Raw genomic sequence first — 25,825 nt, 5'->3', positions numbered from 1 at the left:
ATTTTGTCTACTTGTGAATCGAACACAAAAGTAATTTGAATAGTTTATTCTCTTTTGATAAAACAGATGTTTGTTAGGTATTTGACATTTAACCACCAAGATAACTGAGATTAATCGCGGAGGAAGCAGTGAGTTTGAACTCTATGATCTCTGTGACTTCTTCGTGCCCTCTGTGGTTAAAAGGTTAATTTTTTTGCAATAAAACTCGATAACGTAGTTCTTCAATTCCCTCCAATTCTTTGATTAACTCGTCTGATGGCTCAATCGTATACTTTCTGCTAAGCATTTCCAGGTTTATCGCTCGCTCCTCATATACGCCAACAAGCGACATTTTCAATAGCGACTTACCCGGATGCTGTTCTGCAATTCGTTCCACTTCATCTACAATGATGGCGTTTACATCCTCCAGTCTCATCTTAATTTCCAGTCCTCTGGTCATCTTTTCACGGATTTCACTCAGGTGTTCGATGTTTTGGATTTTAAACTCCAACTCCTCACTGTTCCATCTATTTTGGATATTACCTGTCAGGTATAAAAACCATCCTTTCTCGAGCATCGGTTTGAATTTGAGGTAATCCTGACCAAATAGATAGAAGGTATAATTGTCATTGAAATCCTCCAGCGTAAACTGTCCAAAAGGATTCCCTTTTTTCGAGGTTCTGTGCTGCACATCACTCACCACTCCGCCAATTCTGATTTCTCTTCCCTGCAGTTTCTCGGGTTCTGAGAGCTGGTGAATGCCGGCGTTGGTCAGATGATCCATTTCAAACTTGAATTGATTCAGCGGGTGGCCGGAGATATAAAGTCCGACCATTTCTTTCTCAATATTCAGCTTTTCTATATCTCCATATGGTTCAATGCGGCCCACTTTAGGTTTGGCAATGTCAGTACCGGTAGCGCCACCAAACAAGGAGGATTGATTGCTGGCCTCTTCTTCCTGCATGCGATTCGCATATCGGATTGCTTTTTCTATCAGCGAAGAGCCTTCTTCATCTGGCTCCACATACTGCCGTCGGTGAAACTCCTCAAAACAGTCAAAACCTCCCGCTTTTGCCAGACTCTCGAACGATTTTTTGTTAACCGTCCTCAGGTTGACACGCTTTGCAAAATCGAAGATATCTGCGAAAGGTCCTTTTTCATCTCTTTCTTCGATGATCGCCTGAACAGCAGATTCACCGGTTCCTTTAATCGCACCCATTCCAAATCGAATCTCTCCCTCGACATTCACAGCAAAGTCAGATTGTGATTCATTTACGTGTGGACCTAGTACAGGAATGTTCCGGTTCTTACACTCTTCCATAAAGAAGCTCACTTTATCAATACTGTTTTGATTATGTGTAAGCACGGAAGCCATGTATTCTGCCGGGTAGTTGGCTTTAAGGTAGCCGGTGTGGTAGGCTACCACTGAGTAGCAGGTACTGTGAGATTTATTGAAGGCGTAGGCTGCAAATGCTTCCCAGTCGGTCCAAACTTTTTCCAGCTTATCTTCCGGATGACCTTTGGCTTTTGCCTGCTCGATGAACTTAGGCTTCATTTCATCCAGCACATCTCGTTTTTTCTTACCCATCGCCTTACGTAAAACATCCGCCTCGCCTTTGGTGAAGCCTGCAAGCGATTGAGAAAGAAGCATCACCTGCTCCTGGTAAACGGTAATGCCATAAGTCTCAGCAAGATATTCCTCCATCTCAGGGATATCATAGCTGATTTTTTCTTTCCCGTGCTTCCTGGCAATGAAGTTTGGAATGTATTCCATCGGGCCTGGGCGATACAGGGCGTTCATGGCTATGAGATCCTCAAACTTATCCGGTTTCAAAGCTCGCAAATGCTTCTGCATACCGGGGGATTCAAACTGGAAAGTACCATTGGTTTCGCCACGTTGGTACAGCTCATACGTCTTCTGATCATCCAGTGGAATCTTATCAATATCGATTTTAATTCCATGCCGCTTCTCCACATTCTCAACTGCAGTTTTAATAATAGACAGGGTTTTTAAACCCAGGAAGTCCATCTTCAGCATTCCAGCTGATTCAACCACACTGTTGTCAAACTGGGTGACAAGTAGTTCCGAATCTTTGGATTTAGCCAGAGGAACATAATTGCTCATATCTGCAGGGGTAATGATTACACCGCATGCATGGATACCCGTATTTCGAAGAGAGCCCTCCAATACCACAGCTTGATTGAGCACCTGAGAGGGGAGGTCTTTGCCTTTTCGTAGATCTTCGAGCTCCTTCACCTCTTCAAATACCTTGGAGAATTTCGTTCCCGGCCGCTCCGGCACCAACTTGGCGATTGCATCTGTTTCGGGTAATGACAGCTCCATCACTCTACCCGCATCACGAATTGCCGATTTTGGAGCCATGGTGCCGTACGTGATGATCTGTGCTACCTGATCAAATCCGTATTTATCGATGACGTATTTGATCACTTTTTCCCGACCTTCATTATCAAAGTCAATATCAATATCGGGGAGGGATACCCGATCCGGATTCAGAAAACGCTCAAAAAGGAGATCATACGCAATCGGATCTACATTGGTGATGCCAATGCAATAGGCGACCACTGATCCGGCTGCAGAACCTCGTCCTGGTCCCACAGCAACACCCATCTCCCTGGCTTTTGCCGTGAAATCCTGTACAATAAGGAAGTAACCCGGATAGCCGGTGTTGGCTATTGTTTCCAGCTCGAAATCTATACGTTCCCGAATCTCATCGGTGATCTCTTCATATCGTTTTTCTGCACCCTGATAAGTAAGATGTCTGAGGTAGGCATTTTCCCCTCGTTTTCCTCCATCTTTTTCATCTTCAGAATCTATGAACTCTTCAGGTATGCCAAATGCAGGAAGTAATACATCTCGCTCCAGGCTGTACTCTTCTATTTTGTCTACCAGCTCTGATATGTTTTCAATGGCCTCCGGAATGTCTCCGAAGGATTCTTTCATCTCCTGCTGGGTCTTGAAATAGTAGTTGTCGTTTGGTAGACCGGGACGGAAACCCCGACCTCTCCCGATAGGAGTACTCTGCTTTTCATTCTCCTTAATGCAAATCAGCACATCATGGGCTTTTGCATCTTCTTTATCCAGGTAGAAATATTCATTAGCAGCTATTAGCTTAATCCCATGCTTTTGAGAAAAATCTACCAGGATTTCATTCAGCCTATTTTCTTCCTCCAATCCGTGCCGGTTGATTTCAAGATAAAAATCTTCACCAAACAAATTTTTCCAGTAGAGCACCGCTTCTTCTGCCTGCGTTTCGCCCACATTCAGTACTAAATGTGGGATTTCGCCACCCAGACTACCACTGAGTGCGATGAGGTCCTCTTTGTATTCCTCGATCAACGCTTTATCAATTCTCGGGTAGAGTCCATAGTTACCCTCCTTGTAGGCAATGGAGCTAAGTTTAATCAGGTTTTCATACCCTTTTTTGGACTTTGCTAATAGAAGCTGTTTGAATCGTTTATCGGGGTTGTCTTTGGTGAACTGTAGCTTGAGCCGCTCCTCAGCTACATAAAATTCACATCCGATGATAGGTTTAATGCCAGCTCCTTTTGCTGCTTTTACAAACTTGAATGCGCCAAACATATTTCCAAGATCGGTCATTGCCACAGCTGGCATATCATAGGATTTCGCTTTAGCTATGATTGCCCCAACATCCGGGGTTGCTTGCAAAACGGAAAATTGGGAGTGACCATGAAGGTGACAAAAAGCACCTTTAATATCCTCAGCTTTTACTTCCTCAGTTCCGATTTTACCTGAAGACTTTTCTCTCTTAGTGGCAAAATTGGCATCATCCAAATCCGGACTTTCATAACTGATATCATTCGGATCAGTTTCATCGATCGTGGGAATAATGGAACGCCTCAGGCATTCAAAAAATGCTTTTGCAGTTGCATCTACATCATAAGCGGCATCATGGGCATCTGCGAATGGCGCACCGAATAATTTTTCGTAGAGCTCTATAAGTCGAGGAGACTTGAGGCGCCCTCCGGGTCCTCCCTGTAGCTGGCAAAATTCCTTGGTGTCTTCTGCCGTATCTATATTTTTGGCATCAGAAAGCAGGTTTTCTTTCTCCGTTCGGAGGTATTCAGCACCAATGATTTTGTTATCGAACTCAATGTTATGACCGACAAGTACCTCAGCACGCTCCACATCTTTTGAGAACTTATCCAGCACTTCAGACAGGTCTTCACCCACTTCGATGGCACGTTTGGTAGAAATACCGTGGATTTTCTCTGCATTGAAAGGAATGGTAAAACCTTCCGGCTTAATGATGTGGTTGCCTACCGAGAGTAATTTTCCCGAATTATCATGAAGCTGCCAGGCAATTTGAACCAATCTAGGCCAATTGTCCAGGTCCTCTACAGGTGCGGTTTTATTATGAGGTAGTCCGGTGGTTTCAGTGTCAAATATGAGGTACATAGGGGTGGCTTATATTCCTTTTCAAAATAACACAAAGCCAACCGATAGCGAATAAAAAAAGCCCCGAAGAATCGAGGCTGTTGATAACTTGTGGATATGTGGATTGATGTTTAGCTATTGACTAATTACATTAAACAATATTTATTCATCCTTTAATGACTTAGCAGGGTTCACCCGTGCCGCTTTCCATGATTGAAAACTTATTGTCACCCAGGCTATTGCTATCGCAATCAGTCCGGAAATGATATATGTTGAAGGCTTGAGATTTGTTCGATAAGCGAAAGCTTCGAGCCAATAACTCATCGCGAGCGAGGCAATCGGGATAGCAATCACTAATGCCACCACAATCAATTTGAGGAAGTTTTTGGATAACAAATTGACAATGCTTGGAATGGATGCTCCTAGTGTTTTTCGGATGCCGATTTCTTTGGTCTTTTGCTCAGCGGTAAAGGCCGCCAGACCAAACAAACCCAGACATGCAATGAATATGGTAAGCACGGCAAACACAGTAAAAATTTTACCTACTTTGTTTTCAGACTCATACATTGCATTGAATTGCTGATTCATGAATTGATATTCAAATGGCTGTCCGGGAGCAAACTTATCCCAGGTGGCTTCCAGGTAATCAATCGTTTCATCGGCATTCTCCATTTGGATTTTAAACAACCCAAACCCGGCATTTTGTCCCAGGTGCATAACTAATGGTTCGATGTTACTGCGAAGTGATTTAAAGTGGAAGTCACTCACTACCCCGATGATCTTATATCCGTCTACCACCGGATTGTCATTGGAGCCACCATAGTTGTAAATCATTGATCCCACAGGTTCATCATAGCCGAAATTTCTGGCAGCTGTCTCGTTGATTAGTACCGCAGTGGAGTCACTGGCAAAATCTTCTGAGAAATACCTACCTTCTTTGATTTCAATTCCCATCGTATTTGCAAAATCATGGTCCACTACAGCTATGCTGATCACCAGGCTTTCATCAGAAGCCGCACTGGCATTTTTAAAGTACAGGTCTGAGTTGTTGGTGTTACCCATAGGGGTGAAGCTGGCGATTGTGCTACTGATCACATTCGCATTTCGTGAAGCTTCGTCCTTGTAAGCATTTACCTGATCACGTAGGATCCATGCGTCATTGACCATCAGAATTTGATCTTTTTCGTATCCCAGTTTTTTGTTTTGAATGAAGGACAACTGATCAAAAACAATGGCTGTTCCAATGATCATGATAATGGAAATGGCAAATTGAAAAATAACGAGTGCGCTACGAATGGGTCCACTTTTCATTCCATGTCTAATCGTCCCCTTCAGCACCTCTACAGGCCTGAACATGGACATGTAGAATGCGGGATAACTTCCGGCTAGTAGCCCTACCAGAATCATAACGCCCAGCATAAACAAAACGAATGAACCGTCAAGAAGACTTAAGAAACTTAGTTCTTTAGAGGCTAATGTATTGAAAGAGGGGATAGCTAAAAATGAAATTAGAAACGCAATAAGGAAGGCCAAAACAGAAATCAATAAAGCTTCGGATACAAACTGATTGATGAGTTGTTTTTTTCTGGCACCCATCGCTTTCCGTACCCCTACTTCTTTGGCCCTGTTAGCTGATCTTGCTGTAGCCAGATTCATGAAGTTGATACAAGCCAGAATCAATATAAAAAGACCAACAGCGGAGAAGATAAATACATATTTAAGATCGCCATTCGCCTCCAAATCGCCTTCTTTATTGGAGTTCAGGTGAATGTCAGTCATTGGAAAAAGTGAAAAACCCACTGCATTTCCACTATTTCTGAATTCCTCCATGTTCATGTTGAGAAACTGCTCAATTAATGGCGCACAATACGTTTGGATCATACCGGGAAACTTAGCTTCAAGTACTTCTCCGGGTGTGCCTTCTTTCATCTTTACATAAGTATTGAAATTAGTGCTTAGCCAGTTTTGATTATTCGCCCAGTCAAACGTGCTCATCGATAGCATCATGTTGTGATGAAAGTGAGTGTTTTTTGGAATGTCCTGATAAACACCTGTTACTTCATAGTCCGTTTGATTATCAAGCACCAATACCTCTCCAATGGGATTGATGTCACCAAAAATCTTTTTTGAAGTGGTGAGATCAATGACTAATGTATTTGGTCTGTTTAATGCCGTTTCAACATCTCCATATACCAGGTCCAAAGAGAAAAATTTGAACAAGTTTGAATCAGCCATTAAGACATGCTCCTCCTTAAAAGTTTCTGTCTGACCTTTTCGTTTCACAAACCAATTTCCAGTTTCTCTAAATCGCACAGCATCTTCTACCTCAGGGTAGTCTGTTTTTAATGCGAGTGCAGTGGGAGCCCCGACTTGTGCTGAGATATGGTCTGATCCGTTAAGGGTTGCACCAAAATCTACCCGATAGATTCTTTCAGCCCCTTCGAAGTGTGTGTCATAGCTCAATTCATCTTTTACAAAAAGTGAAATGAGCATGAAACAGGCTAGGCCGATGGATAATCCAATTACGTTGAGTAATGAATAGAATTTATGCTTTAAGAGATTTCTTAGTGCAACGTTGAAATAGTTTTTGAGCATAGTAGTAGGTGTTAGTTGTGTTAATGATGCCTTTTGAGACAGATGGTTGCTTTCGGTAAAAAAGCCTATCCGCCAGTTGGCGGACAGGCCTTATAGTAGAGTAGGTGAACTTATTCGTCCTTTAATGATCTGGCAGGGTTGACCCGTGCCGCATTCCATGACTGGAAGCTCATGGTGACCCATGCAATCACCAGAGCCACTACTCCAGCCAATATGAAAACCATAAGATTGATATTGGTTCTGTTCTCAAAATCCTGAAGCCACTCACTCATAAAGTAGTAAGCAATTGGAGCAGCAATTAAAAAAGCAATTCCGACAAGCTTCAAAAACTCTTTTGATAACAAAGTGATGATGCTTGCAATGGATGCTCCCAATACTTTTCTGACACCTATTTCTTTTCTTCGTTGCTCTGCTGTAAAAGCAGCCAATCCATAAAGACCTAAACAAGCTATAAAAATGGCCAGGAAGGCAAATACACCGAAAATTTTTCCGAGTTTTTGCTCATTCTCATACATCTCATTAAAACGATCGTCAAGGAAGCTATAAGCAAATGGTTGACTAGGAGCAAACTCATTCCATTTATCTTCCAAGTAGTTGATTGTTGCAGGAATGTCTTCACTTGAAATTTTGAAGGACACGAATCCACGACTTCTCCCGAGTTCAAATATGAGTGGTTCTATCTTCTCTTTGAGAGAGGTGAAGTTGAAATCTTTCACAACTCCAATGACCTTATACGAAACGGTATAAATACTATCCTGGAAGCCGTCAAATGTGGATAGAGTTTTCCCAATGGCTTCCTCTTCAGACCATCCAATTCGATGCATGGCTGCTTCATTAATAACTACCGCCAAGCTATCACTCGGAAAGTCTTTTGAAAAGCTTCTTCCGGTTTTCATTTCAATACCCAGCGTTTCCATATAGTCATGGTCTACCCGGTATTCATGAAATACATATGTTTCGCTCTTCGTAGAATTAGAGCCAGGAAACCAAGCATTATTGTTATCTGCAGTATTCACAGGCAAGAAACTAGACATTGTACCAGTCAGGATATTGGAAAATTGCAAAGCTTCGTTTTTGTATGATTCAGCTTTATCTCCCATCAACCATGGGTCGTGGATCATTAAGATATGATCTTTACTGTATCCAAGCTTTTTATTCTGAATGTAGGAAAGCTGTTGATAGACAATGGCTGTGCCAATAATCATGATGATGCTTACACAGAATTGCAACACAACTAATGTACTTCTAAGTCCACCACCTTTAAGTCCCAGGTTGAGCTTGCCTTTTAAAACTTCAACCGGTCTGAAACGGGAAAGAAAGAATGCCGGGTAACTTCCAGCCAGAAACCCCACGACGATTAGCACACCGGTCATAATAAGTATGAAGGCAGGGGATAGGAGGCCATTGAAAGCCATCTCTTTATCTGCTAAAGTGTTGAACTGACCAAGTAGCAGGAATGATAGACTATATGCAATGACTATCGATATAAATGTGATCAAAAAAGCCTCTGTTAAAAATTGTTTCCTCAATTGGCTTTTATACGCTCCCATTACTTTTCTCACACCAACTTCTTTGGCTCTTCCAGCGGATCGGGCAGTGGAAAGGTTCATGAAATTGATGCATGCCAGGATGAGGATGAACAGAGCGATGGCGGTAAAGATCAATACATATTTGATGTCGCCATTCACAGCAAGTTCTCCCAACTTATCAGAGTAGAGGTGAATGTCTAACAAAGGGAATAGGTAAAAGCCAGCATCGTTTCCTGCTTCGTAAAACTCTTCCAGAGAAGCCCCCATGAAATTCTGAATTTCAGGGCCAATGTATTTTTCAATTAAATCCGGAAATTTCGTTTCTAATAAAGCAGGATCGTATCCCTCCTGAAGTTTCAGATACGTGTTAAAATTGAAACTCATCCACATCTTGGATTTTGCCTCTTCTCTGCTTTCCATGGAAAGTAGCATTTCATAGCTGAAGTGTGAATTTTCAGGCATATCCTCGTAAACCCCCGTAACTTCCCAGTCGTCATTGTTGTCCAATACAATGATCTGACCGACCGGGTCTTCATCTCCGAAAACTTTAGTTGCTAGAGATTTACTAATTACAAGGGTGTTGGGGCGTTCCAGACACGTTTCCGCATTGCCAGTTGTAAGGTCGAAATCCCAAAATGTAAAGAAGTTTTTATCGGCAAAGATTACCTTGTCCTCGTTATAGGCATCTTCTGTGTTCTTTCTTTTAATGATCCAGTTACCTGTGCCTCTTAGCCTTACTGCATCTTCTACTTCCGGAAATTCTGCCACCATCGTTTCGGCTGCTGGTGCGCTGGCGAGCGCCGTTATGAACTCCGACCCATTGATGTTTCCACTGAAATCCATCCGGTAAATCCGTTCGGCATCCGTGTGGAAGTTGTCATAGCTGAGCTCATCCACAACATAGAGAGAGATCATCAAAAAGCACGTTAGTCCAACTGATAGGCCAAGTATATTTATCAGCGAATAAAACTTGTGCTTAAACAGGTTGCGCAGGGCAACATTTAAATAATTTTTTAACATGGTATTGAGTTTTTGTCCTTTGAGTTGGTTTTAGTTCGTAGTTAGTCCAATGAGATTTTCTTTACCCGATCCCATGGAACGTACACTCTTTCCGAGTTGGTTTTAATTAGCACACCCAGATTTTTCTCACTTACATCCTGTCCATTTTCCAGTGTAATCCGATCGTCACTTTTAAGTGTAATCTCCGACTCATCTGATCTGATGGGTTTTATCTCAGAAATGTTGCTAAATGGAATAATAAATTTTGTATCATCCTTTTCGCCATTAAGTAGTTCAAAAGTGTACTCTTCATCCAGATCGAAAATAATTTCACCGGAGTGACGATCTCCATTATCAACTTCCACGGCTCCCCGTATTTTCTTTGGTGATGCGAAAGAGTTGTATGATGGTCCACTATTGGGAGCATCCCGAAAGGTTACACGATCAAAATCATCCCACTCAATATCTACTCTTCCAAGCCCTTTTACGGTTACAATGATTCCTTTATTGTCGTCATCCACATCGTTGGTACCTCTGAGGTCAAGGGTTCGTCCTGATTTTAATCTTACAATACTGCTGCTATACCCATCTCTTTCAATTGATTCGATTTTGTCGAAAGCAATCTCATAGTCATTGCCATCTTCCTCACCGTCCAGTACATCTGTACCAACACGCTCATCGTGATCCCACTGAATAAATCCGGTGAATTCTCCCAAATCGCATATTATCGTTCCGTAAAGTGGCTCTCCAAACTTTTCATTCAGGGAGGAAGGAGTGGGTAAAAATTCAATTTCTTCCAGGCTACTCCAGGAAAGTCGAACACTTCCCAATTCGCGATCCAGTACAGTGATTTTAGCTCCAATGTCATTATATCCCGATCCATCTACTTCTATGTAGTCCCCGTTCTTTAGTTTCACCTCTACACGGTCACCGGATCGAATGCGCAAGGCTGCTAAATTTCCGAATTCTGTTGAAAATTCATGCACAAAACGATTGTCATCATCGTCCCAGGTGATGTTGATAAATCGAGAAACAAGGTTATCGTTATTATCATATCGATCCTCTAATCGATCCAGTTCTCTGCTTGTTAGATAATCCAGATTTTTATTTTCCTTTTTTGAAGCATTGAACATGTCTGTCCAGTAGACTTCTTCTTTACCCCATCTTAGGGATCCTTCATACACCTCACCATCTTCGGTGGTTACTCGTCCGTAAATAAATCCATCATCCTGAGCTTCTGCTGTTAGAAAAAATAGGATTGCAAGCCCGGTTATGGGAAATTTGAAGTAATTCATTAGTCCAGTCATAGTTTTGAGTTTAGGTTTTCTTTTTTGGTTTGATGCCACCTAAAGACAAAAGGTTGCATCGAAGGTTAACTTTTAATGTATTGATTAGTACTTGTTAATACATAGTACGTACGCAGATCGGGTATTTGGGTTTTGAACCGACCTGATCTTTTTTCTAAAACGGTGAGGGAATAGGAGCTATTTCAATATACCGATGATAATCGGTTCACCATCAGGGGTAAAGTTTCCATCTTGATCATAGCCACCCCATGGACTATTCATAATAAAATGAAGAGAGCTATTAATCCATACACCCTGGGTAGGTTCTCCAAGTGCACCGGCCTGTACCAGTGTTTCTTTTTTAGTGAGGGCATCCCCATCTTCGGAGAGGAAATACCGAACGACTCTGTTGGGCTTGGTGCCATTGTGCATTCCAATAAGCGAGTTGTTATCAAAGTAAAGCCCATCAATGCCTTTAATCAGGATATCCTCACTTTGGATTTCCAGCTTTTTTGCTTCTTTCGTTTCTATGTTTAGTTTGAAGATTCCATCAATGTAGTCACTGAGATAAATGTTTTTCTGATCGGAATCAAATGTGAGCCCCTGAAGGTTGAAAACCTGATCTGATAAATCTGCAAAAACCTCGAGTTTTGGATTTTCTTGGCTAATCCAGTAAAGCTTATTCGAATTTCCATCGGAAATAAACACGTTACCATTACGATCTGTAATCAGGTCGCCAAAATTGTGTCCACCCGGAAGAACAAATGTTTCTAAGAGCTGACCGCTTTTCAAGTCGTATTTAAGGATACTGGCATACCCTTCCTCGCTTTGATTGTAATCCTTGTAGTTCTTCATAGAGGAGGTGCAAGCCCAAAGGACTTTGTTGTTTGAGGAAATTGCAAGTCCCATTACAGACCATGAATTTTTCTTGGACTCAGCCCAAACCTTTGGTTCTTTTCCTTCCTGGATTTTCCAAATATTTCCATCTCTAACGCCTCCGAAAAAAAATGCTTTTTCCTTTTTGGAATATTCGATGGATTCAGGATGTGAGTCCAGAATAGGATATTTCAAATTGTCAAACGGTTGTATTTCAGCGGTTAGTTCCTTTTGTTTTTCAACTATTTGAAGAAACGAGGGATTTTTTAGAATTGAATTAAAGTCCTGATCCTGTGAAAAATCCTGAATCGCATCCATTAGGATGTACTTGTTTAAAATCTCAAGTGATTTTTCCGGATTTCCCGTAAGCGCATACCCTCCAGCCAGATTATAAACAACCGCCGGATAGTTAGGTCGCATGCTATCTATGGTGGACATCTTTTGTCTGAAGAGTTCATAATCCTTCTCTTCGTATGCCTTTAGTCCTTCCTGATAAATCTCTCGGAGACCCTGCGCTGAACCAATAATTGTGGATAGTAGAAGTAGTGAGTAGATAAAAATTTTCATAGTAGTTTTTAAAATACATCACCACAACAGGTTTCAATAGAGAAACCATTAACCGCCTGTAAAAATGAATTAAAACTCAATGTCAAAAGTTATTTCTTCTCCTTCGCGGTTTACTTTAACCGTGGTTTTATCCCCCTTTTCAAAAGTAGAAAGTGCTCGCATGTAGCTCATCATATCAGTAATGGAACTATCTCCAAGTTGAATGACAACATCGCCTTTTTGAATACCAGCATTGATGGCTGGCTTATCCTCACTTACCCCGTCGATACGCATGCCTTCTCCATCAAACATGTAATCAGGAACAACACCGAGGGTGACGGTGAATCTAGGATTGTCCGATTCGTCTTTGGTTTTGGTGAAAGCTATTTTCTCATCATCATCCATCAATACAACCATACGCTCAATGATTGAAGCGACTTGAAGTATACCTTCTTCATTTATCTTTTCTGGATCATCCCCTGGCTTGTGGTAGTCTTCATGCTGACCAGTGAAAAAATGTAGAACCGGAATATCCTGTAGGTAAAAAGAAGTATGATCAGAAGGACCAACACCGGATTCGCTTTTAATAAGCTTTAAACTATCTGCATTCACCTCATCCAAAAGCCAGTTCCAAATAGGAGATGTGCCTGTTCCATTTACTGCCAGCCCCTTTGATTCATCTAGCCTTCCAACCATATCCATATTGATCATAAAGTTGACTTTGGTGAGATCAATGGTTGGATTCTTCGAGAAATAGTTCGATCCCCAAAGTCCTTTTTCCTCGCCTGAAAATCCTATGAAGAGTATGTCTCTATTCAGTTCTTTCCTTGAAAGCACACGTGCCAAATGCAACATCGCAGCAATACCACTGGCGTTATCATCAGCTCCATTATGAACAGCAGCCTCTCCTCTGTGCAAAGAAGAGAAGTCCCCCATTCCGAGGTGATCATAGTGTGCACCAATCACCACTAATTGGTCGCTGGGATTATCAATCATTCCAACGACATTATATCCGGTGATTCCATCCTCACCTGACTCTTCCGATGGTTGAGCGTGTGGGTTGTCCTCATCTTTCACAAAAAAGGATTGATAAAAGCCATCTGTGCCTTTTTGCTGAATACCTGCTTTTTTAAGTTCAGAAACGATGTAATCAGCAGCCATTTTTTCACCTTCTGTGCCTACCTCTCGACCTGAGAGTGAGTCGCTTGCCAGAACAGAAATATCAGAAGAAATAGCTTCAATGGGTTGGTACTTTTCGGGTTGCTGACAAAAACAAAAAATGAATATCAGGATAAGAGGGGATAAATGCTTTTTCATACAATTGGATTGTGAGTTAGATTCGCGACTCTAAGTTACCAATGATGAAGAACATTTTTATTTTATTCCTATCGCTGGCTATCATTTCTTGTCAGCAAACTACCAATTCGAAAGAAGAATCGGGTATCTCTAATGAGATCAAGGACACGTTGAAATATGAGCAAGAGGTGCATTTAAAAAATGTACGCCAGCTTACCTGGGGAGGTAATAATGCGGAGGCCTACTGGAGTTTTGATGGGAATAGTCTGGTTTTTCAATCTGATTTTACAGAATGGGGGGTGGAATGTGATCAGATATTTACCTTGAATGTAAAAGAAAATAATGAAGAGGATGAGCCTAGCATGGTTAGTACAGGTTTAGGACGAACAACATGTGCTTATTTTCTTCCCGGGGATTCTTTGATTGTTTATGGGTCTACCCATCTGGCAGACAGCCTTTGTCCTGCCACTCCTGATAGAAGTAGTGGTAAATATGTTTGGCCGATCTATGCGGGTTATGACATTTTTGTGACTGATCTGAATGGGAATATTGTTAATCAATTGACAGATGAAGAGGGGTATGATGCGGAAGCCACCGTTTCTCCAAAAGGAGATCGAATCATTTTTACATCCACACGATCAGGTGATTTAGAACTATATACTATGAAGCTGGACGGTTCAGAAGTGGTGCAAATCACTGATGAACTGGGTTATGATGGAGGTGCCTTCTTTTCTCCTGACGGTAATAAAATTGTCTGGCGGGCTTCTAGACCCCAGACCGAAGAAGAGATTGATGAATACAAAGAATTGTTAGATCAGGGCTTAGTTCAGCCGACTAAAATGGAATTGTATATAGCCAATGCTGACGGATCTGATGCGAAGAAAATCACCAGCCTGGGCAATGCCAACTGGGCTCCATTTTTCACGCCAGATGGTCAGAAAATTCTTTTCTCTTCCAATCATAAATCCAAAAGAGGATTCCCATTTAACCTATTTATGGTGAATGTGGATGGTAGTGGTCTAGAACAAGTCACTTTCGATGATACTTTCGATTCTTTTCCGATGTTTAGCCCAGATGGTAAATACCTGGTTTGGGCTTCTAATCGCAATAACGGAGGCACAAGAGATACCAATCTTTTTGTCGCTGAGTGGGTGGATTAAATAAAAAAAAGTCGTCCCATCAATTGAAGTGGTAGGACGACTTAGTAATGCTTTAGTTATTTAGTTTACATTTCTTCTGAGCCTGCTTCCAATGTGATCGCTCTTTCTACGGAATTAAATGGTCCTGGAATTAGATTTCCTTCAGCATCGATCAGCTCAAGTTTGATTTCATTTCTTCCCATTGGTAATCCTTCGATGTAGTAAGGCGCCCACTCATCGATTACGAACTCATTTCCGTTGATGGTAGCTCGAACTTTATTGCCATCCACTGAAAGTGAAGTATTTAGGAGATAGAAATCCAACATTACTTTTTCCGTATCAGCACCTGTATATGTTCCTTTTGGTCTGCTGTAGAACAGGTGAGGATCTGTTAAATCAGCAGAGTCTGGTTCCACATCTCCTACTACCAGGTTTTCTACGTGATATGCATCAGGGCTTTTTACACTCTCATGGTATGAACGAGATAAGAATGCAAGAACCACATAATTGCCGGCATCTAATTCATCATTAATGCCCGGCATGTAGTGTGCAGCATAAGGTCCATTATTCACAATGAAATGTATGTGCTGTCCTTTTGCGGAATTAGCAATACCTCGGGTTTCATAATCCTCAGTAGGCTCACCCAAATCGTACTCTTGTACGTCAAATGTATAGTTAACCACAAATGAGCTGTCTGTCGGGGTGATGGCAGCATCGCCTCTTTTGATCAGATTTGCAATAGGAAATTCAGGAGATGGAGGGGCTTTTGTCAGCGTAATTTCCGACTCCATCGCCTCACTTCCTTCATCTGCGCTTTCTTCTGATTTCTTAGTGTTGGTACATGAAAACCCGATTAGGGCTATCATTAAGAATGATAATAATGTCAGCTTATTCGTTTTCATATTTAGGTTGTTTCAGTTTGTTTAAAGTTACTATCTGTTAATAACAACAAAAAAACCGGACTTTTGATCCGGTTTTTTTTGATTCGTTATTTTCTGATTAATTATCCTTCAAGAAATTTCTAAGTACGTAGTTAAGTATTCCTCCATGTTTATAGTACTCTACATCTACGCCAGAGTCTAGCCTAACAAGTGCTTTGAATTCAACTTTTGATCCATCCTTCTTCGTTGCTGTCACATCTACCAGTTTACCAGGAGTCAGATCATTTGCAATCCCGGATATATCGTATGTCTCTTCGCCTGTCAGACCTAATGTATCTTGTGTTTCACCCTCCTGAAACTGTAACGGAAGCACTCCCATTCCCACCAGGTTAGATCGGTGGATGCGCTCATAGCTTTCAGTGATAACAGCTTTTACTCCGAGAAGTGTAGTTCCTTTTGCAGCCCAGTCTCTCGATGATCCTGATCCATATTCCTTACCTCCGATCACTACTAATGGTGTTCCTTCTTTCTGGTATTTCATAGATGCATCAAACACTGTCATTTCTTCGCCAGTCGGCTGGTAGGTAGTCCACCCGCCTTCTCTGGAAGCTAGCTTATTCTTAATTCGGACGTTGGCAAATGTTCCTCGCATCATCACCTCATGGTTTCCTCTTCTGGATCCGTATGAGTTGAAATCTTTCTTCTCGACACCATGCTCTACCAGGTATTTACCTGCTGGATGCTCAGGTAGAAATTTACCTGCTGGCGATATGTGATCAGTAGTCACCATATCTCCAAGCTGAAGAAGGACCTTGGCTCCTGAGATATCCTTAGGTTCAGGCACATCCTCTGAAATATCCTTAAAGAATGGCGCCTCCTGGATATACGTTGACTTGCTGTCCCACTCATAGGTTTGCCCTTTAGGAGCTGCTAGTTTTTGCCACGTATCATCACCATCAAAAATTGTTTCGTAATTTGATTTATAGTCATCCGGGCTAAGCACAGAAGTCATCACCTCTTCAATTTCTTTTGATGAAGGCCAAATATCTTTCAGATAGACGTCTTGGCCATCTTTATTCTGTCCCAGAGGCTCATTGTTCATATCAAAATCAGTATGACCTGCAATGGCATAAGCGACCACCAGCATTGGAGAAGCCAGGAAGTTCATTTTAATATTTGGGTGGATACGTGCCTCGAAGTTCCTGTTGCCGGAAAGTACAGAACTAACGATCATATCATTTTCTATGACTGCCTTTTGTACCGATGGGATCATATCTCCTGAGTTACCAATACAAGTTGTGCATCCATACCCTACTGTGTAAAATTTAAGATCTTCAAGGAAAGGAAGAAGCTTTGATTTCTCCAGATACTCAGTCACAACCCGTGAACCGGGTGCTAATGATGTTTTTACCCATGGTTTTACTTCAAGACCTAATTCAACAGCCTTTTTAGCAACTAATCCTGCCCCAATCATCACACTTGGATTGGAAGTGTTGGTACATGAGGTAATAGCCGCTACAACGACAGACGCATCAGATATACAATGTGTTTGACCGTTTATCTCGACATCTACACTTCTCACACCGTTTTTGTTGCTCACTGTTGGTGCTGGCTGACCACCTTCATTTGCCCAGTCGGCAACTCGTTCATTTATAGCGATGTATTCTCTTCCTTGTTGTTTAAGGAGTTCAACCATTTTGCTTTTAGCTTCCCTCAAAAGGATTTTATCTTGTGGTCGCTTAGGACCCGAGATCGTTGGTTCAACTGTTCCAAGATCCAACTCAACCACATCCGTGTACTCTATCTCTGCATTGTCATCCCTCCATAGCATATTTTCCTGAGCATACGCCTTTACCATATCAATGTGATCTTCAGGTCTGCTCGTATTGCGCATATAGTCAAGTGTGCGCTCATCAATAGGCCAGTGAGTATCTGTACATCCAAACTCCGGAGACATGTTTGAAATAGTAGCTCTGTCAGTTACCGCAAGATTTGCAAGTCCAGGACCAAAAACTTCAACGATTTTTCCTACCACGCCATAGTCTCTTAAAAGTCTTGTGATAGTCAGTACTAAATCTGTGGAGGTGGTGCCCTCCCTCATTTTTCCGGTGATTTTTAAGCCAATCACTTGAGGTAAGATCATATAAATAGGTTGTCCTAGCATGGCAGCTTCTGCCTCTATACCTCCAACACCCCATCCAAGCACGCCAATACCGTTGACCATTGGTGTATGGGAGTCTGTTCCTACAAGTGTATCCGGAAACAGATAACCATCTCTTTCGATGACTCCTTTCGCCAGGTATTCAAGGTTTACCTGGTGGCAAATCCCCATACCCGGAGGCACTACGCTAAAGTTTGTGAATGCTTGCTGGCCCCATTTGAGCAGCTTGTATCTTTCTTCATTTCTTTCGTATTCAAGATCCACATTCTTTTGATATGAATCTGCCGCACCAAAGTGATCCACCACCACAGAATGGTCAATAACCATATCTGCAGGAACAACCGGGTTGGTTTTGCTTGTATCTTTACCCTTTCTTGCTACCTCAGCTCGGATAGATGCAATGTCAACTACTGCCGGCACACCGGTGAAGTCCTGCATTAATACTCTTGCTGGGCTGTAAGGAATGTCTTTGACCCCAGCGGTCTCTTTCCAATTCAGAACCGTTTCAATATGTTCCTCAGTTACAGCAAATCCGTCATAGTTACGGATTACATTTTCTAAAAGGATTCTAACGGAGTATGGTAGCTTTTTTACGACAGACTTATTCTTAGCCAATTCTGACAGACTGAAGTATTTGTGTTCTCCTAGTTGACTGGATAGTTGTTTTTCGATTCCTAAAAAATCCTGAGGCATATTTTAATGGTTTAAGATTGAATAAATGTCCCTCCTCAAGAGGGTTGACAAAGATAATTGATTTAAGGATTGCTCAATCATTGCCTAATAAACAAAAAAAACAATGAAATAGGTCACTCTAAAGCCGTTAGAAACTTCATGGTATCAACATTGTCTGCATAGTCCCATAATTCCGGTTGCTGAGCCTTCCCAAATGGAATATAATCCTTACCAACAATACATTGAATTTTATCTTCCTGGTCTTTTAATATTTTCTGAAGGGTTTCTAAACTGTTGTATGCTTGGTGAAATAAAACACTAATGGGGGATACCAATTCATCTGTGGAATTTACAAGAAGGTATCCGGTATCTAAATGTGGTGTCTTATTTACGAGGTAAATGGATTTATAATAGTCGTAATTGTTTCTATACTTATGATGATTAATCACCTCCTGAAAGTACTCAAAATGAGGAAAAGCTTCTCGGAAATCATAACCTTCCGGAGTAAACACTTTAGAAACATTTCGGCATCCCAGTCCATAATAAGAGAAAATATCAGCCCCTAAAGCATTCAATTCCTCATGTGACTCCATACCAGTCAGTATGGCAATTGAAGTGCGGTTCTTTCTTATGATGTTGGGGATATCTTTAAAGTAATACTCAAAATAACGAGCGGTGTTGTCGCTTCCGGTTGCGATCACGGCATCTATATTGGTTAGCTTTTCCCGAATCTCTATATTCTTTTTAAACCGTGGTTCGATTTCTATTATCCAATCAATTATCGTTCGAGTAAGGAACTGATCTTCACTACTGGGTTTTATGGCAGCAAAATGACCTGATATTAAAGCCGATAGAAGATCATGAAATCCGACTAGCGGAATGTTGCCTGCCATGACAATACCAACAACCTTGGGAGTTACATCGTCAATATCGTATCGAGCAATCCAATTGGATAGTTTCTCTTCATCTAGCATGTACTTGATGCCATCCATGGCCTGTGTTACACTTTCTTTAGTAAACCATCCGTTCAAATTTTGAGCTGAGGAAGCCAAAATCTCAATTTCATCAGCTGAAAGTTGTTGAATTTTCTCACCCAGCTTTGAAAAAGCATTGATTCTATCTACGATTTGCATAAAAAATAAAATTGTACGGCATTGCCAGTTGGGCTGCAAACTTATTGGGATTAATTTTGTTCACTCATTTAGAACACGACAAAAAAAGCATTTTATGGCTATAATGATCACCGATGAATGCATCAACTGCGGTGCATGCGAACCCGAATGCCCAAATACAGCCATTTATGAAGGTGGAGTGGAATGGAAGTGGGCTGATGGTACCGATCTTCAGGATATTGAAATGGAAGATGGGTCTAAGGTTGATGCCAAAGAAGTACAGGAGCCTGTTTCGGATGAATTCTACTACATCGTCCCTGGAAAATGCACGGAATGCACGGGCTTTCATGAAGAGCCGCAGTGCGCAGCTGTGTGTCCGGTAGATTGTTGTGTTCCTGATCCTGATTACGTAGAGTCTGAAGAAGAACTAACAGCTAAAAAAGAATGGTTGCACTTGTGATCATCGCATCTTTTTGCGCTTGATCAGGTATGCTCCCAGGATTTTATCGAATGAGTCGTTGGTATTTACAGGAACGAAATCAACTTTCATCATACCGCATTTAATCTTCAGGTCCTGATAAAATTTCGCCATTTCTTTCCGGTAAGCATCCTTCACGTCATGGGGATTTACCTTGATTGATTCATTGGTTTCCATGTCAATGAATTTGTAAGGTCTATCCTCAAACTCAAACTTTAACTCACTGGAGTAATCAGAGACATGGAAAAGTATAACCTCATGTTTATTATGCTTGAGGTGCTGCAATGCGCTAAGAAGATCATCCTCATTGGTATTTTGAAACATGTCAGAGAATATGACTACCAGTGATCTTCTATGGATTTTGTCAGCCATTTCATGCAAAACCGATGATATATCTGTTTGTGAGGATGGGGTAGAATCCTGAAGCTCCGAGAGTTTAGTGAGAATTGTGTTCAAATGTGCTTTCGTACTTCTCAGATCTGTTTCGTGTTCTATTTTGTCAGAAAAAACCGAAAGTCCAACCACATCTCGCTGTTTGGTTAGGAGGTATGAGAGAGCAGATGCCGCAAACACTGAAAATTTCAGTTTGTCTTTTCCAGGCTTGGGATAATGCATTGAGGCAGAATTATCTATTAGAATGCGGCACCTGAGGTTGGTTTCTTCTTCGTATTGTTTGGTATAAAGCCGGTCGGTTCGCGAATAGACTTTCCAATCGATGTGTCGGGTACTTTCTCCATAATTGTAGAGTTTATGTTCAGCAAATTCGACTGAAAATCCGTGATAAGGAGATTTATGTAGCCCGGTGATAAATCCATCAACCAGCTGCTTAGCAATGAGCCCAAGATTATCGTATTGATTAATTTCTGAAATGTTTGTGGTCATATATGGATATTCAAACGGGGAATCAGCTTCATGTTTGCAGATAAAAAATATAAAGCACTATATTTAGCCCCGATTTTAGTTAAAACTAACACCTAACACAAATTTTAAGCAAGTGGAAGATAATAACGAAAAAGGAAGAGACGAGATCTATTCTGAGAGAGTAAAGGCGGGAAAGCGTACTTACTTTTTTGATGTGAAAGCGACACGGTCGAATGATTATTACTTGACGATTACGGAGAGTAAGCGAAAGCCCAAAGACGATGGGTTCTATTACGAAAAGCATAAAATTTTCTTGTACAAGGAAGATTTTCATAAATTTATAAATGCACTGAATTCCACAGTGAGCCATGTGAAGGATGAGTTAATGCCTGAAGTGGATTTTTCACAGTTTGAAAGAGAAAATGATTCTGAAGAGGAAGTGGCGAATGCTGAGGTTTCAGAGTCTGACTCTGAGCTAAAGTGGGACTGATAAGATAACTTTTTTTATAAGTATGAAGAGAGAGGCTCCTCAGCGATATGCTGGGGGGCTTTTTTATTTTACTTTTGCGCCGAAAATTGAAGAGCTAAATTTTATAATAGAATTTTATGGGATTACAGTGTGGAATCGTAGGGCTACCCAACGTAGGTAAATCTACTCTTTTTAATGCCCTTTCAAATGCAAAGGCAGAAGCAGCGAACTTTCCATTTTGCACCATCGAGCCAAATGTTGGGGTCATCACGGTTCCGGATGACCGCCTGCAGGTGCTGGCTGAACTTGTAAACCCTCAGAAGATTCTACCAACAGTAATCGAATTTGTGGATATTGCCGGATTAGTGAAGGGAGCGAGTAAGGGCGAGGGGTTAGGCAATCAGTTCTTGGCCAATATTCGTGAAGTTGATGCAATCATTCATGTAATCAGATGTTTTGACAATGATAACATTGTTCATGTATCAGGAAAAGTTGATCCCATAGAGGATAAAGAAGTGATCGATACGGAACTTCAGTTGAGGGATCTTGAGTCCGTGGATAAACGTATTGAGCGTGTTCAAAAGATAGCTAAATCCGGAGATAAGGATGCGAAAGCAGAATACGATGTTCTTGTAAAATTTAAGTCTCACCTGGAGAGCGGTCAAAATGCTCGTTCATTAGAAATGGACAAAGAGCCCAGGGCCTGGATAAAGGGACTACAGCTCCTTACTGATAAGCCTATTATTTATGTAGCAAATGTAGATGAGGAGTCTATTAATTCAGGCAATGAGTGGAGTAAAAAGCTGGAAGAAAATATTAAACATGAAGATGCCCAGTTGATTTTGGTTTCGGCCGGGTTAGAGGAGCAAATTGCTGAATTTGATGATCCAGAGGAAAAGCAGATGTTTTTGGAAGAGTACGGACTAAAGGAATCAGGTTTGAATCGATTAATTAAGGCATCTTATTCCTTACTTAATTTGATAACCTACTTTACTGCAGGAGAAACAGAGGTTAGGGCCTGGACAATAAAAAAAGGATGGAAAGCGCCTCAAGCTGCAGGTGTCATTCATACGGATTTTGAGAAAGGCTTCATTAAAGCTGAGGTGATAAAAATCCCGGATTATCAACAGTATAAGACTGAAGCTAAATGTCGAGAAGCAGGTAAACTATCTATTGAGGGGAAGGAGTATGTTGTGGAGGATGGCGATGTGATGCATTTCAGGTTCAATGTCTGATTACCGTTCGATAGATCTGAATTTTTTATAGCCTATCAACTCATCATTGATATTCCCCGGCTTTCTGTAGTAGACCAAAATTTCATACTCGTTTTCGGTCTGAAAGTGACTGCCTTCAAAATAATATGGAGGTAGCTGGTCGCTTTCTACATAATACAGATATTCATAATAGCCCTGTTTTAATGGGATAGTTGTTTGATATCTGCCACGTCCATTCTGATCAATATATTTCATTCGGTTTAGGTCATTCATCCTCCAATTATTGTAGCGACCCATTACATACACGTCACCATTTAAAGGCTCAGACTCTAAAGCAAAGGTTACATCAGCATAATCCGCATTTAGGATGGATTCGCCTGGATCATTATTCTGAATAATAAAGTAGCCATTAATATCCTGAAAATTTAGTGTGTATGGGACGTTTTGTCTGGTAGCATCCAACCTGAGTGGTGCGATAATCTTATTGCCTGTATTAACAATTCTTCCGACGTTTCTTCCTGAAACGTTGAGTGTTCTCAAATCAGCAAATCGATATTCATTCCATCCGTAAAAATTTGTTTTTAGATCCAGATGTCGGTATTCGAGGTAACCTTCATTTATTCTCATAAGTGTAGGGGGGATGTTTGATATTGCTGTTTTCCAGTTGTGATTTTGAAGAATAACAGGTGAAATATCCTGAGCTGGCGCATTTACCTGAATATTACCATAATTGATACTAAATTCAATTTGATGATTTTCCTCCCTTTTGTTTATTGTGGTGCTCACGCGCACAGTATGGCTGATATTTGTTTTGCTGTCTACAACCAAAAACCGACGGGTCAAGATTAAGTCATCAGGATTGGCTCTCCTAAAAACGGCGACTATATAATTGCCTGAAATAATCGGCTTAGGGATATCAAAACGATAATTGATATAAGGCTGAACAGTGTTAACCGAGTAGTCAAAATCTGTAATGCGGTAATTGTTGATTTGTGATAAGAATTCCATGTCTCTTAATCTAGATCCGGTCCAATCTTTATTACAGTGATAGATTTTCGCACCTAAATTTTCAAACTGATCGGTTAACAAATCAAATGTGAGGTGTAGTTGATCATTGTCATTCAGGCTGACAACCTGGTTCTCAATTTCTTTTATTTGACCATTTTCTACTGGAACAACCTTGGATATGCCCACAAAGTCCTCGTAATCATAATTGTCGAAAATTATTTTCTTATTTAATGTCGATTGTTGAGGGACAATGGGTTCGCATTGTACTAATAGAAAAGAAATTGTAATTATCGCGAGGTTCTTCATAACTTTAGTGGTACGAACGACCAAATTAGAATTTACAACTATAATATTCGGTATTGGGTCTAATTAAATGCCAACATGAATGTCATTTTCTGAAGAAAAATTGATTAAGGGCTGCCAGAAGGGTAAAAAGCAATTCCAACAAGCACTTTATGATAAGTATTGTGACGGAATGTATCTGGTAGCACTTAGATACTCTAAAATGCAACAAGAGGCTGAAGATATCATTCAGGAAGCATTTATTAAGGTATTTAAGAATATCAAAAACTTCAGAAAGGATTCATCGCTGGCATATTGGATTAAACGAATAGTTGTGAATACAGCACTTAATCATCAACGAAGTAAGCTTTATCTCTATCCAATGGTGGATGTGAATGACCTTGATGGTTGGAGTGAAAAAGAGAGCGCAATTTCTTCATTGAGTTATGAGGAGCTTTTGGAATTGATAAGGGATTTACCAACTGGATGTCAGGTCATTTTTAACCTTTTTGCTATTGAAGGGTATAAGCACCATGAGATTGCTGAGAAGTTGAAGATTAGTGAAGGGACATCCAAATCACAATACTCGAGAGCAAAATCACTTTTGGCAGAAAAGATCATGCAGCGAGATCAGGTAAGGTATGGATCAGGGGAAGTTTGAAGATAACGTAAAGAGTAAGTTTGAAGGACAAACGATTAAGACACCTGAAGGTATTTGGAGTGGAATAGAGAACTCTCTGAATGCTGAACTGGTGACAGTTTATGCATCACAGCATCTAATGTATAAGTGGGTGTCTGTAGCAGCTATGCTAATTGCTGTCGTTCTTCTCGGTGTGTTGTATTTTCCATCCTCTCTAGTCCAATCATACCAAGAGGACGTAGCTAGTTACAATGCTTTACTTTCCAGTGATATTGATTTCAATGATTATTACAGCCATCAATTTAATGGACTATCAGGTAAAGACTTTTCATTTAGTCCATCCGATCGATCGAATGTTGTTTCTAAAAAAACACCTGATAATGCTTCTCACAACTCCACCAATGAAATCTTTCTTTATGGAGAGATCGATGAGATTAAAGGGAAGCGTCCCAACCTATCATTGGCAAACGTTTCTGGAGATATTTACCGGTACAGATCATCTGAGAGTGTTCCACGAAACGTTAATGAGGAAAAGTCGGGTAAAAAAGTGTGGGCTGGAGTAGAGGCTGGAGCAGGAAATTTTAATGCTGATTTTGGAGGAGCCGGTACTTTAGCCAATTCGTTGAATCCGGCAGGATTGGCATCTGCTATTGGTTCAGGAAACTTTGTCAATCCAACAACAAGTGTTTCACAGAATATGAATGAAGCTATTGCTACGACGGTCGGATTAGATTTTGGTGTTCAGTTGGGCAAAAAATGGACGTTGGAAAGTGGAGTTGCTTATACATCTGTTGAAAATAGTGGTACCGCATCTATAAATGTCCTTGATATTTATACTGTTGATAATACTAATTTCATTAGTGAAGGCGGCATAAACGTTCCTTCTGTTGCTCCAGGTAGTTCTGCACGTGAAGCAACTATCGAAGTAAGAGAAAATTATGATTATGAGGTTGCGCTCAATAATAGCGTCCAGTTTGCTTCCATCCCTATTAAGGCTGGTTATTTTATAGTGGATAATAAATTCAGCCTAAGAATTAATGCTGGACTCTCTGCAAATTATTTAGTCGAGGGAAATATTTCAGATCCTACTCGACAAATTTTGAATAGTGATGAGCTCAACCTCTATAATGATTGGTCATTTGATGGAATTAGTGGTTTGGAGTTTGGTTATTCCATCTTTAATAAGTTCGATTTAACAATTGAACCAAATTATAGACACTCTATTACTCCAATAAGTAACTCCTCTAATTCACCTTCAAGATTCCTTGTTCAGACAGGTCTGAGATATACACTCAAGTAGCCTTCTATCATTGAAATAACCTGTTTCGCATAAAAGATGTAACCATTCATCACGGAGGGGGTATTGATTTGCATGTGCAAATGGT

At 40.9% G+C, this 25,825-nt stretch carries 17 protein-coding genes; 6 read left to right on the top strand and 11 right to left on the bottom strand.

Annotated elements, in window-relative coordinates; all coding sequences use genetic code 11:
* Positions 1-184: 184 nt before the first annotated feature.
* From dnaE to ACOQON_RS11635, 6 genes are all read right to left on the bottom strand, one after another.
* The gene (gene dnaE / locus ACOQON_RS11660) at positions 185-4,417 is read right to left on the bottom strand and encodes a DNA polymerase III subunit alpha (RefSeq protein ID WP_420575590.1); all 4,233 of its coding nucleotides are present in this window, start codon (positions 4,415-4,417) and stop codon (positions 185-187) included.
* A 141-nt stretch (positions 4,418-4,558) separates the two neighbouring features.
* The gene (locus ACOQON_RS11655; protein ID WP_420575589.1) at positions 4,559-6,991 is read right to left on the bottom strand and encodes an ABC transporter permease; all 2,433 of its coding nucleotides are present in this window, start codon (positions 6,989-6,991) and stop codon (positions 4,559-4,561) included.
* A gap of 110 nt (positions 6,992-7,101) precedes the next feature.
* Positions 7,102-9,435 carry an FtsX-like permease family protein gene (locus tag ACOQON_RS11650; RefSeq protein WP_420575588.1) on the bottom strand — a complete coding sequence of 778 codons (2,334 nt, stop codon included), beginning with the start codon at positions 9,433-9,435 and terminating at the stop codon, positions 7,102-7,104.
* Positions 9,436-9,581: 146 nt separating this feature from the next.
* The gene (locus ACOQON_RS11645) at positions 9,582-10,826 is read right to left on the bottom strand and encodes a hypothetical protein (protein ID WP_420575587.1); all 1,245 of its coding nucleotides are present in this window, start codon (positions 10,824-10,826) and stop codon (positions 9,582-9,584) included.
* A 177-nt stretch (positions 10,827-11,003) separates the two neighbouring features.
* Positions 11,004-12,248, bottom strand: a complete 1,245-nt coding sequence (locus tag ACOQON_RS11640) for a TPR end-of-group domain-containing protein (RefSeq protein ID WP_420575586.1) — start codon at positions 12,246-12,248, stop codon at positions 11,004-11,006.
* A 69-nt stretch (positions 12,249-12,317) separates the two neighbouring features.
* On the bottom strand, positions 12,318-13,544 hold the full coding sequence (locus tag ACOQON_RS11635; protein WP_420575585.1) for a M20/M25/M40 family metallo-hydrolase: 1,227 nt from the start codon (positions 13,542-13,544) through the stop codon (positions 12,318-12,320).
* Between the two features lie 41 nt (positions 13,545-13,585).
* On the opposite strand from ACOQON_RS11635, the gene ACOQON_RS11630 reads away from it, so the two are divergent.
* Positions 13,586-14,683 carry a TolB family protein gene (locus ACOQON_RS11630; protein WP_420575584.1) on the top strand — a complete coding sequence of 366 codons (1,098 nt, stop codon included), beginning with the start codon at positions 13,586-13,588 and terminating at the stop codon, positions 14,681-14,683.
* Positions 14,684-14,748: 65 nt separating this feature from the next.
* Here the strand turns inward: ACOQON_RS11630 and ACOQON_RS11625 are convergent, their stop codons facing one another.
* The 3 genes from ACOQON_RS11625 to ACOQON_RS11615 form a co-directional block, all read right to left on the bottom strand.
* Entirely contained in the window at positions 14,749-15,564 is an 816-nt protein-coding gene (locus ACOQON_RS11625; RefSeq protein WP_420575583.1) for a phosphopeptide-binding protein, read from the bottom strand.
* Positions 15,565-15,661: 97 nt separating this feature from the next.
* Positions 15,662-18,397, bottom strand: coding sequence for an aconitate hydratase AcnA (gene acnA, locus ACOQON_RS11620; protein WP_420575582.1), 2,736 nt, complete (start codon positions 18,395-18,397; stop codon positions 15,662-15,664).
* A gap of 113 nt (positions 18,398-18,510) precedes the next feature.
* Positions 18,511-19,509: an acyl-CoA reductase gene (locus ACOQON_RS11615; RefSeq protein WP_420575581.1), complete on the bottom strand. Its 999-nt coding sequence runs from the start codon at positions 19,507-19,509 to the stop codon at positions 18,511-18,513.
* Positions 19,510-19,603: 94 nt separating this feature from the next.
* On the opposite strand from ACOQON_RS11615, the gene ACOQON_RS11610 reads away from it, so the two are divergent.
* Positions 19,604-19,948, top strand: a complete 345-nt coding sequence (locus ACOQON_RS11610) for a 4Fe-4S dicluster domain-containing protein (RefSeq protein ID WP_350216332.1) — start codon at positions 19,604-19,606, stop codon at positions 19,946-19,948.
* On the opposite strand, the gene ACOQON_RS11605 is transcribed toward ACOQON_RS11610, so the two are convergent.
* Positions 19,949-20,848 carry a DUF58 domain-containing protein gene (locus ACOQON_RS11605; protein WP_420575580.1) on the bottom strand — a complete coding sequence of 300 codons (900 nt, stop codon included), beginning with the start codon at positions 20,846-20,848 and terminating at the stop codon, positions 19,949-19,951. It abuts the gene before it with no gap.
* Between the two features lie 112 nt (positions 20,849-20,960).
* Here ACOQON_RS11605 and ACOQON_RS11600 point away from each other — a divergent pair, with 112 nt between their 5' ends.
* Both ACOQON_RS11600 and ychF read left to right on the top strand, forming a co-directional pair.
* Positions 20,961-21,317, top strand: coding sequence for a DUF3276 family protein (locus ACOQON_RS11600; RefSeq protein WP_420575579.1), 357 nt, complete (start codon positions 20,961-20,963; stop codon positions 21,315-21,317).
* 116 nt (positions 21,318-21,433) lie between these two features.
* Positions 21,434-22,531: a redox-regulated ATPase YchF gene (ychF, locus tag ACOQON_RS11595; protein WP_420575578.1), complete on the top strand. Its 1,098-nt coding sequence runs from the start codon at positions 21,434-21,436 to the stop codon at positions 22,529-22,531.
* Here the strand turns inward: ychF and ACOQON_RS11590 are convergent, their stop codons facing one another.
* On the bottom strand, positions 22,532-23,824 hold the full coding sequence (locus tag ACOQON_RS11590; protein WP_420575577.1) for a type IX secretion system plug protein domain-containing protein: 1,293 nt from the start codon (positions 23,822-23,824) through the stop codon (positions 22,532-22,534). It lies immediately after the preceding gene.
* A 79-nt stretch (positions 23,825-23,903) separates the two neighbouring features.
* On the opposite strand from ACOQON_RS11590, the gene ACOQON_RS11585 reads away from it, so the two are divergent.
* Positions 23,904-24,461, top strand: coding sequence for an RNA polymerase sigma factor (locus ACOQON_RS11585; RefSeq protein ID WP_420575576.1), 558 nt, complete (start codon positions 23,904-23,906; stop codon positions 24,459-24,461).
* The gene (locus ACOQON_RS11580) at positions 24,442-25,740 is read left to right on the top strand and encodes a hypothetical protein (RefSeq protein WP_420575575.1); all 1,299 of its coding nucleotides are present in this window, start codon (positions 24,442-24,444) and stop codon (positions 25,738-25,740) included. Before ACOQON_RS11585 ends, ACOQON_RS11580 begins: the two co-directional genes overlap by 20 nt.
* Positions 25,741-25,825 lie beyond the last annotated feature (85 nt).

The organism is Ekhidna sp. (assembly GCF_965221965.1).
GTDB lineage: Bacteria > Bacteroidota > Bacteroidia > Cytophagales > Cyclobacteriaceae > Ekhidna.
The sequence above is the reverse complement of the archived record's forward strand: the minus strand, read 5'-3'. Positions and strand labels throughout refer to the sequence as shown.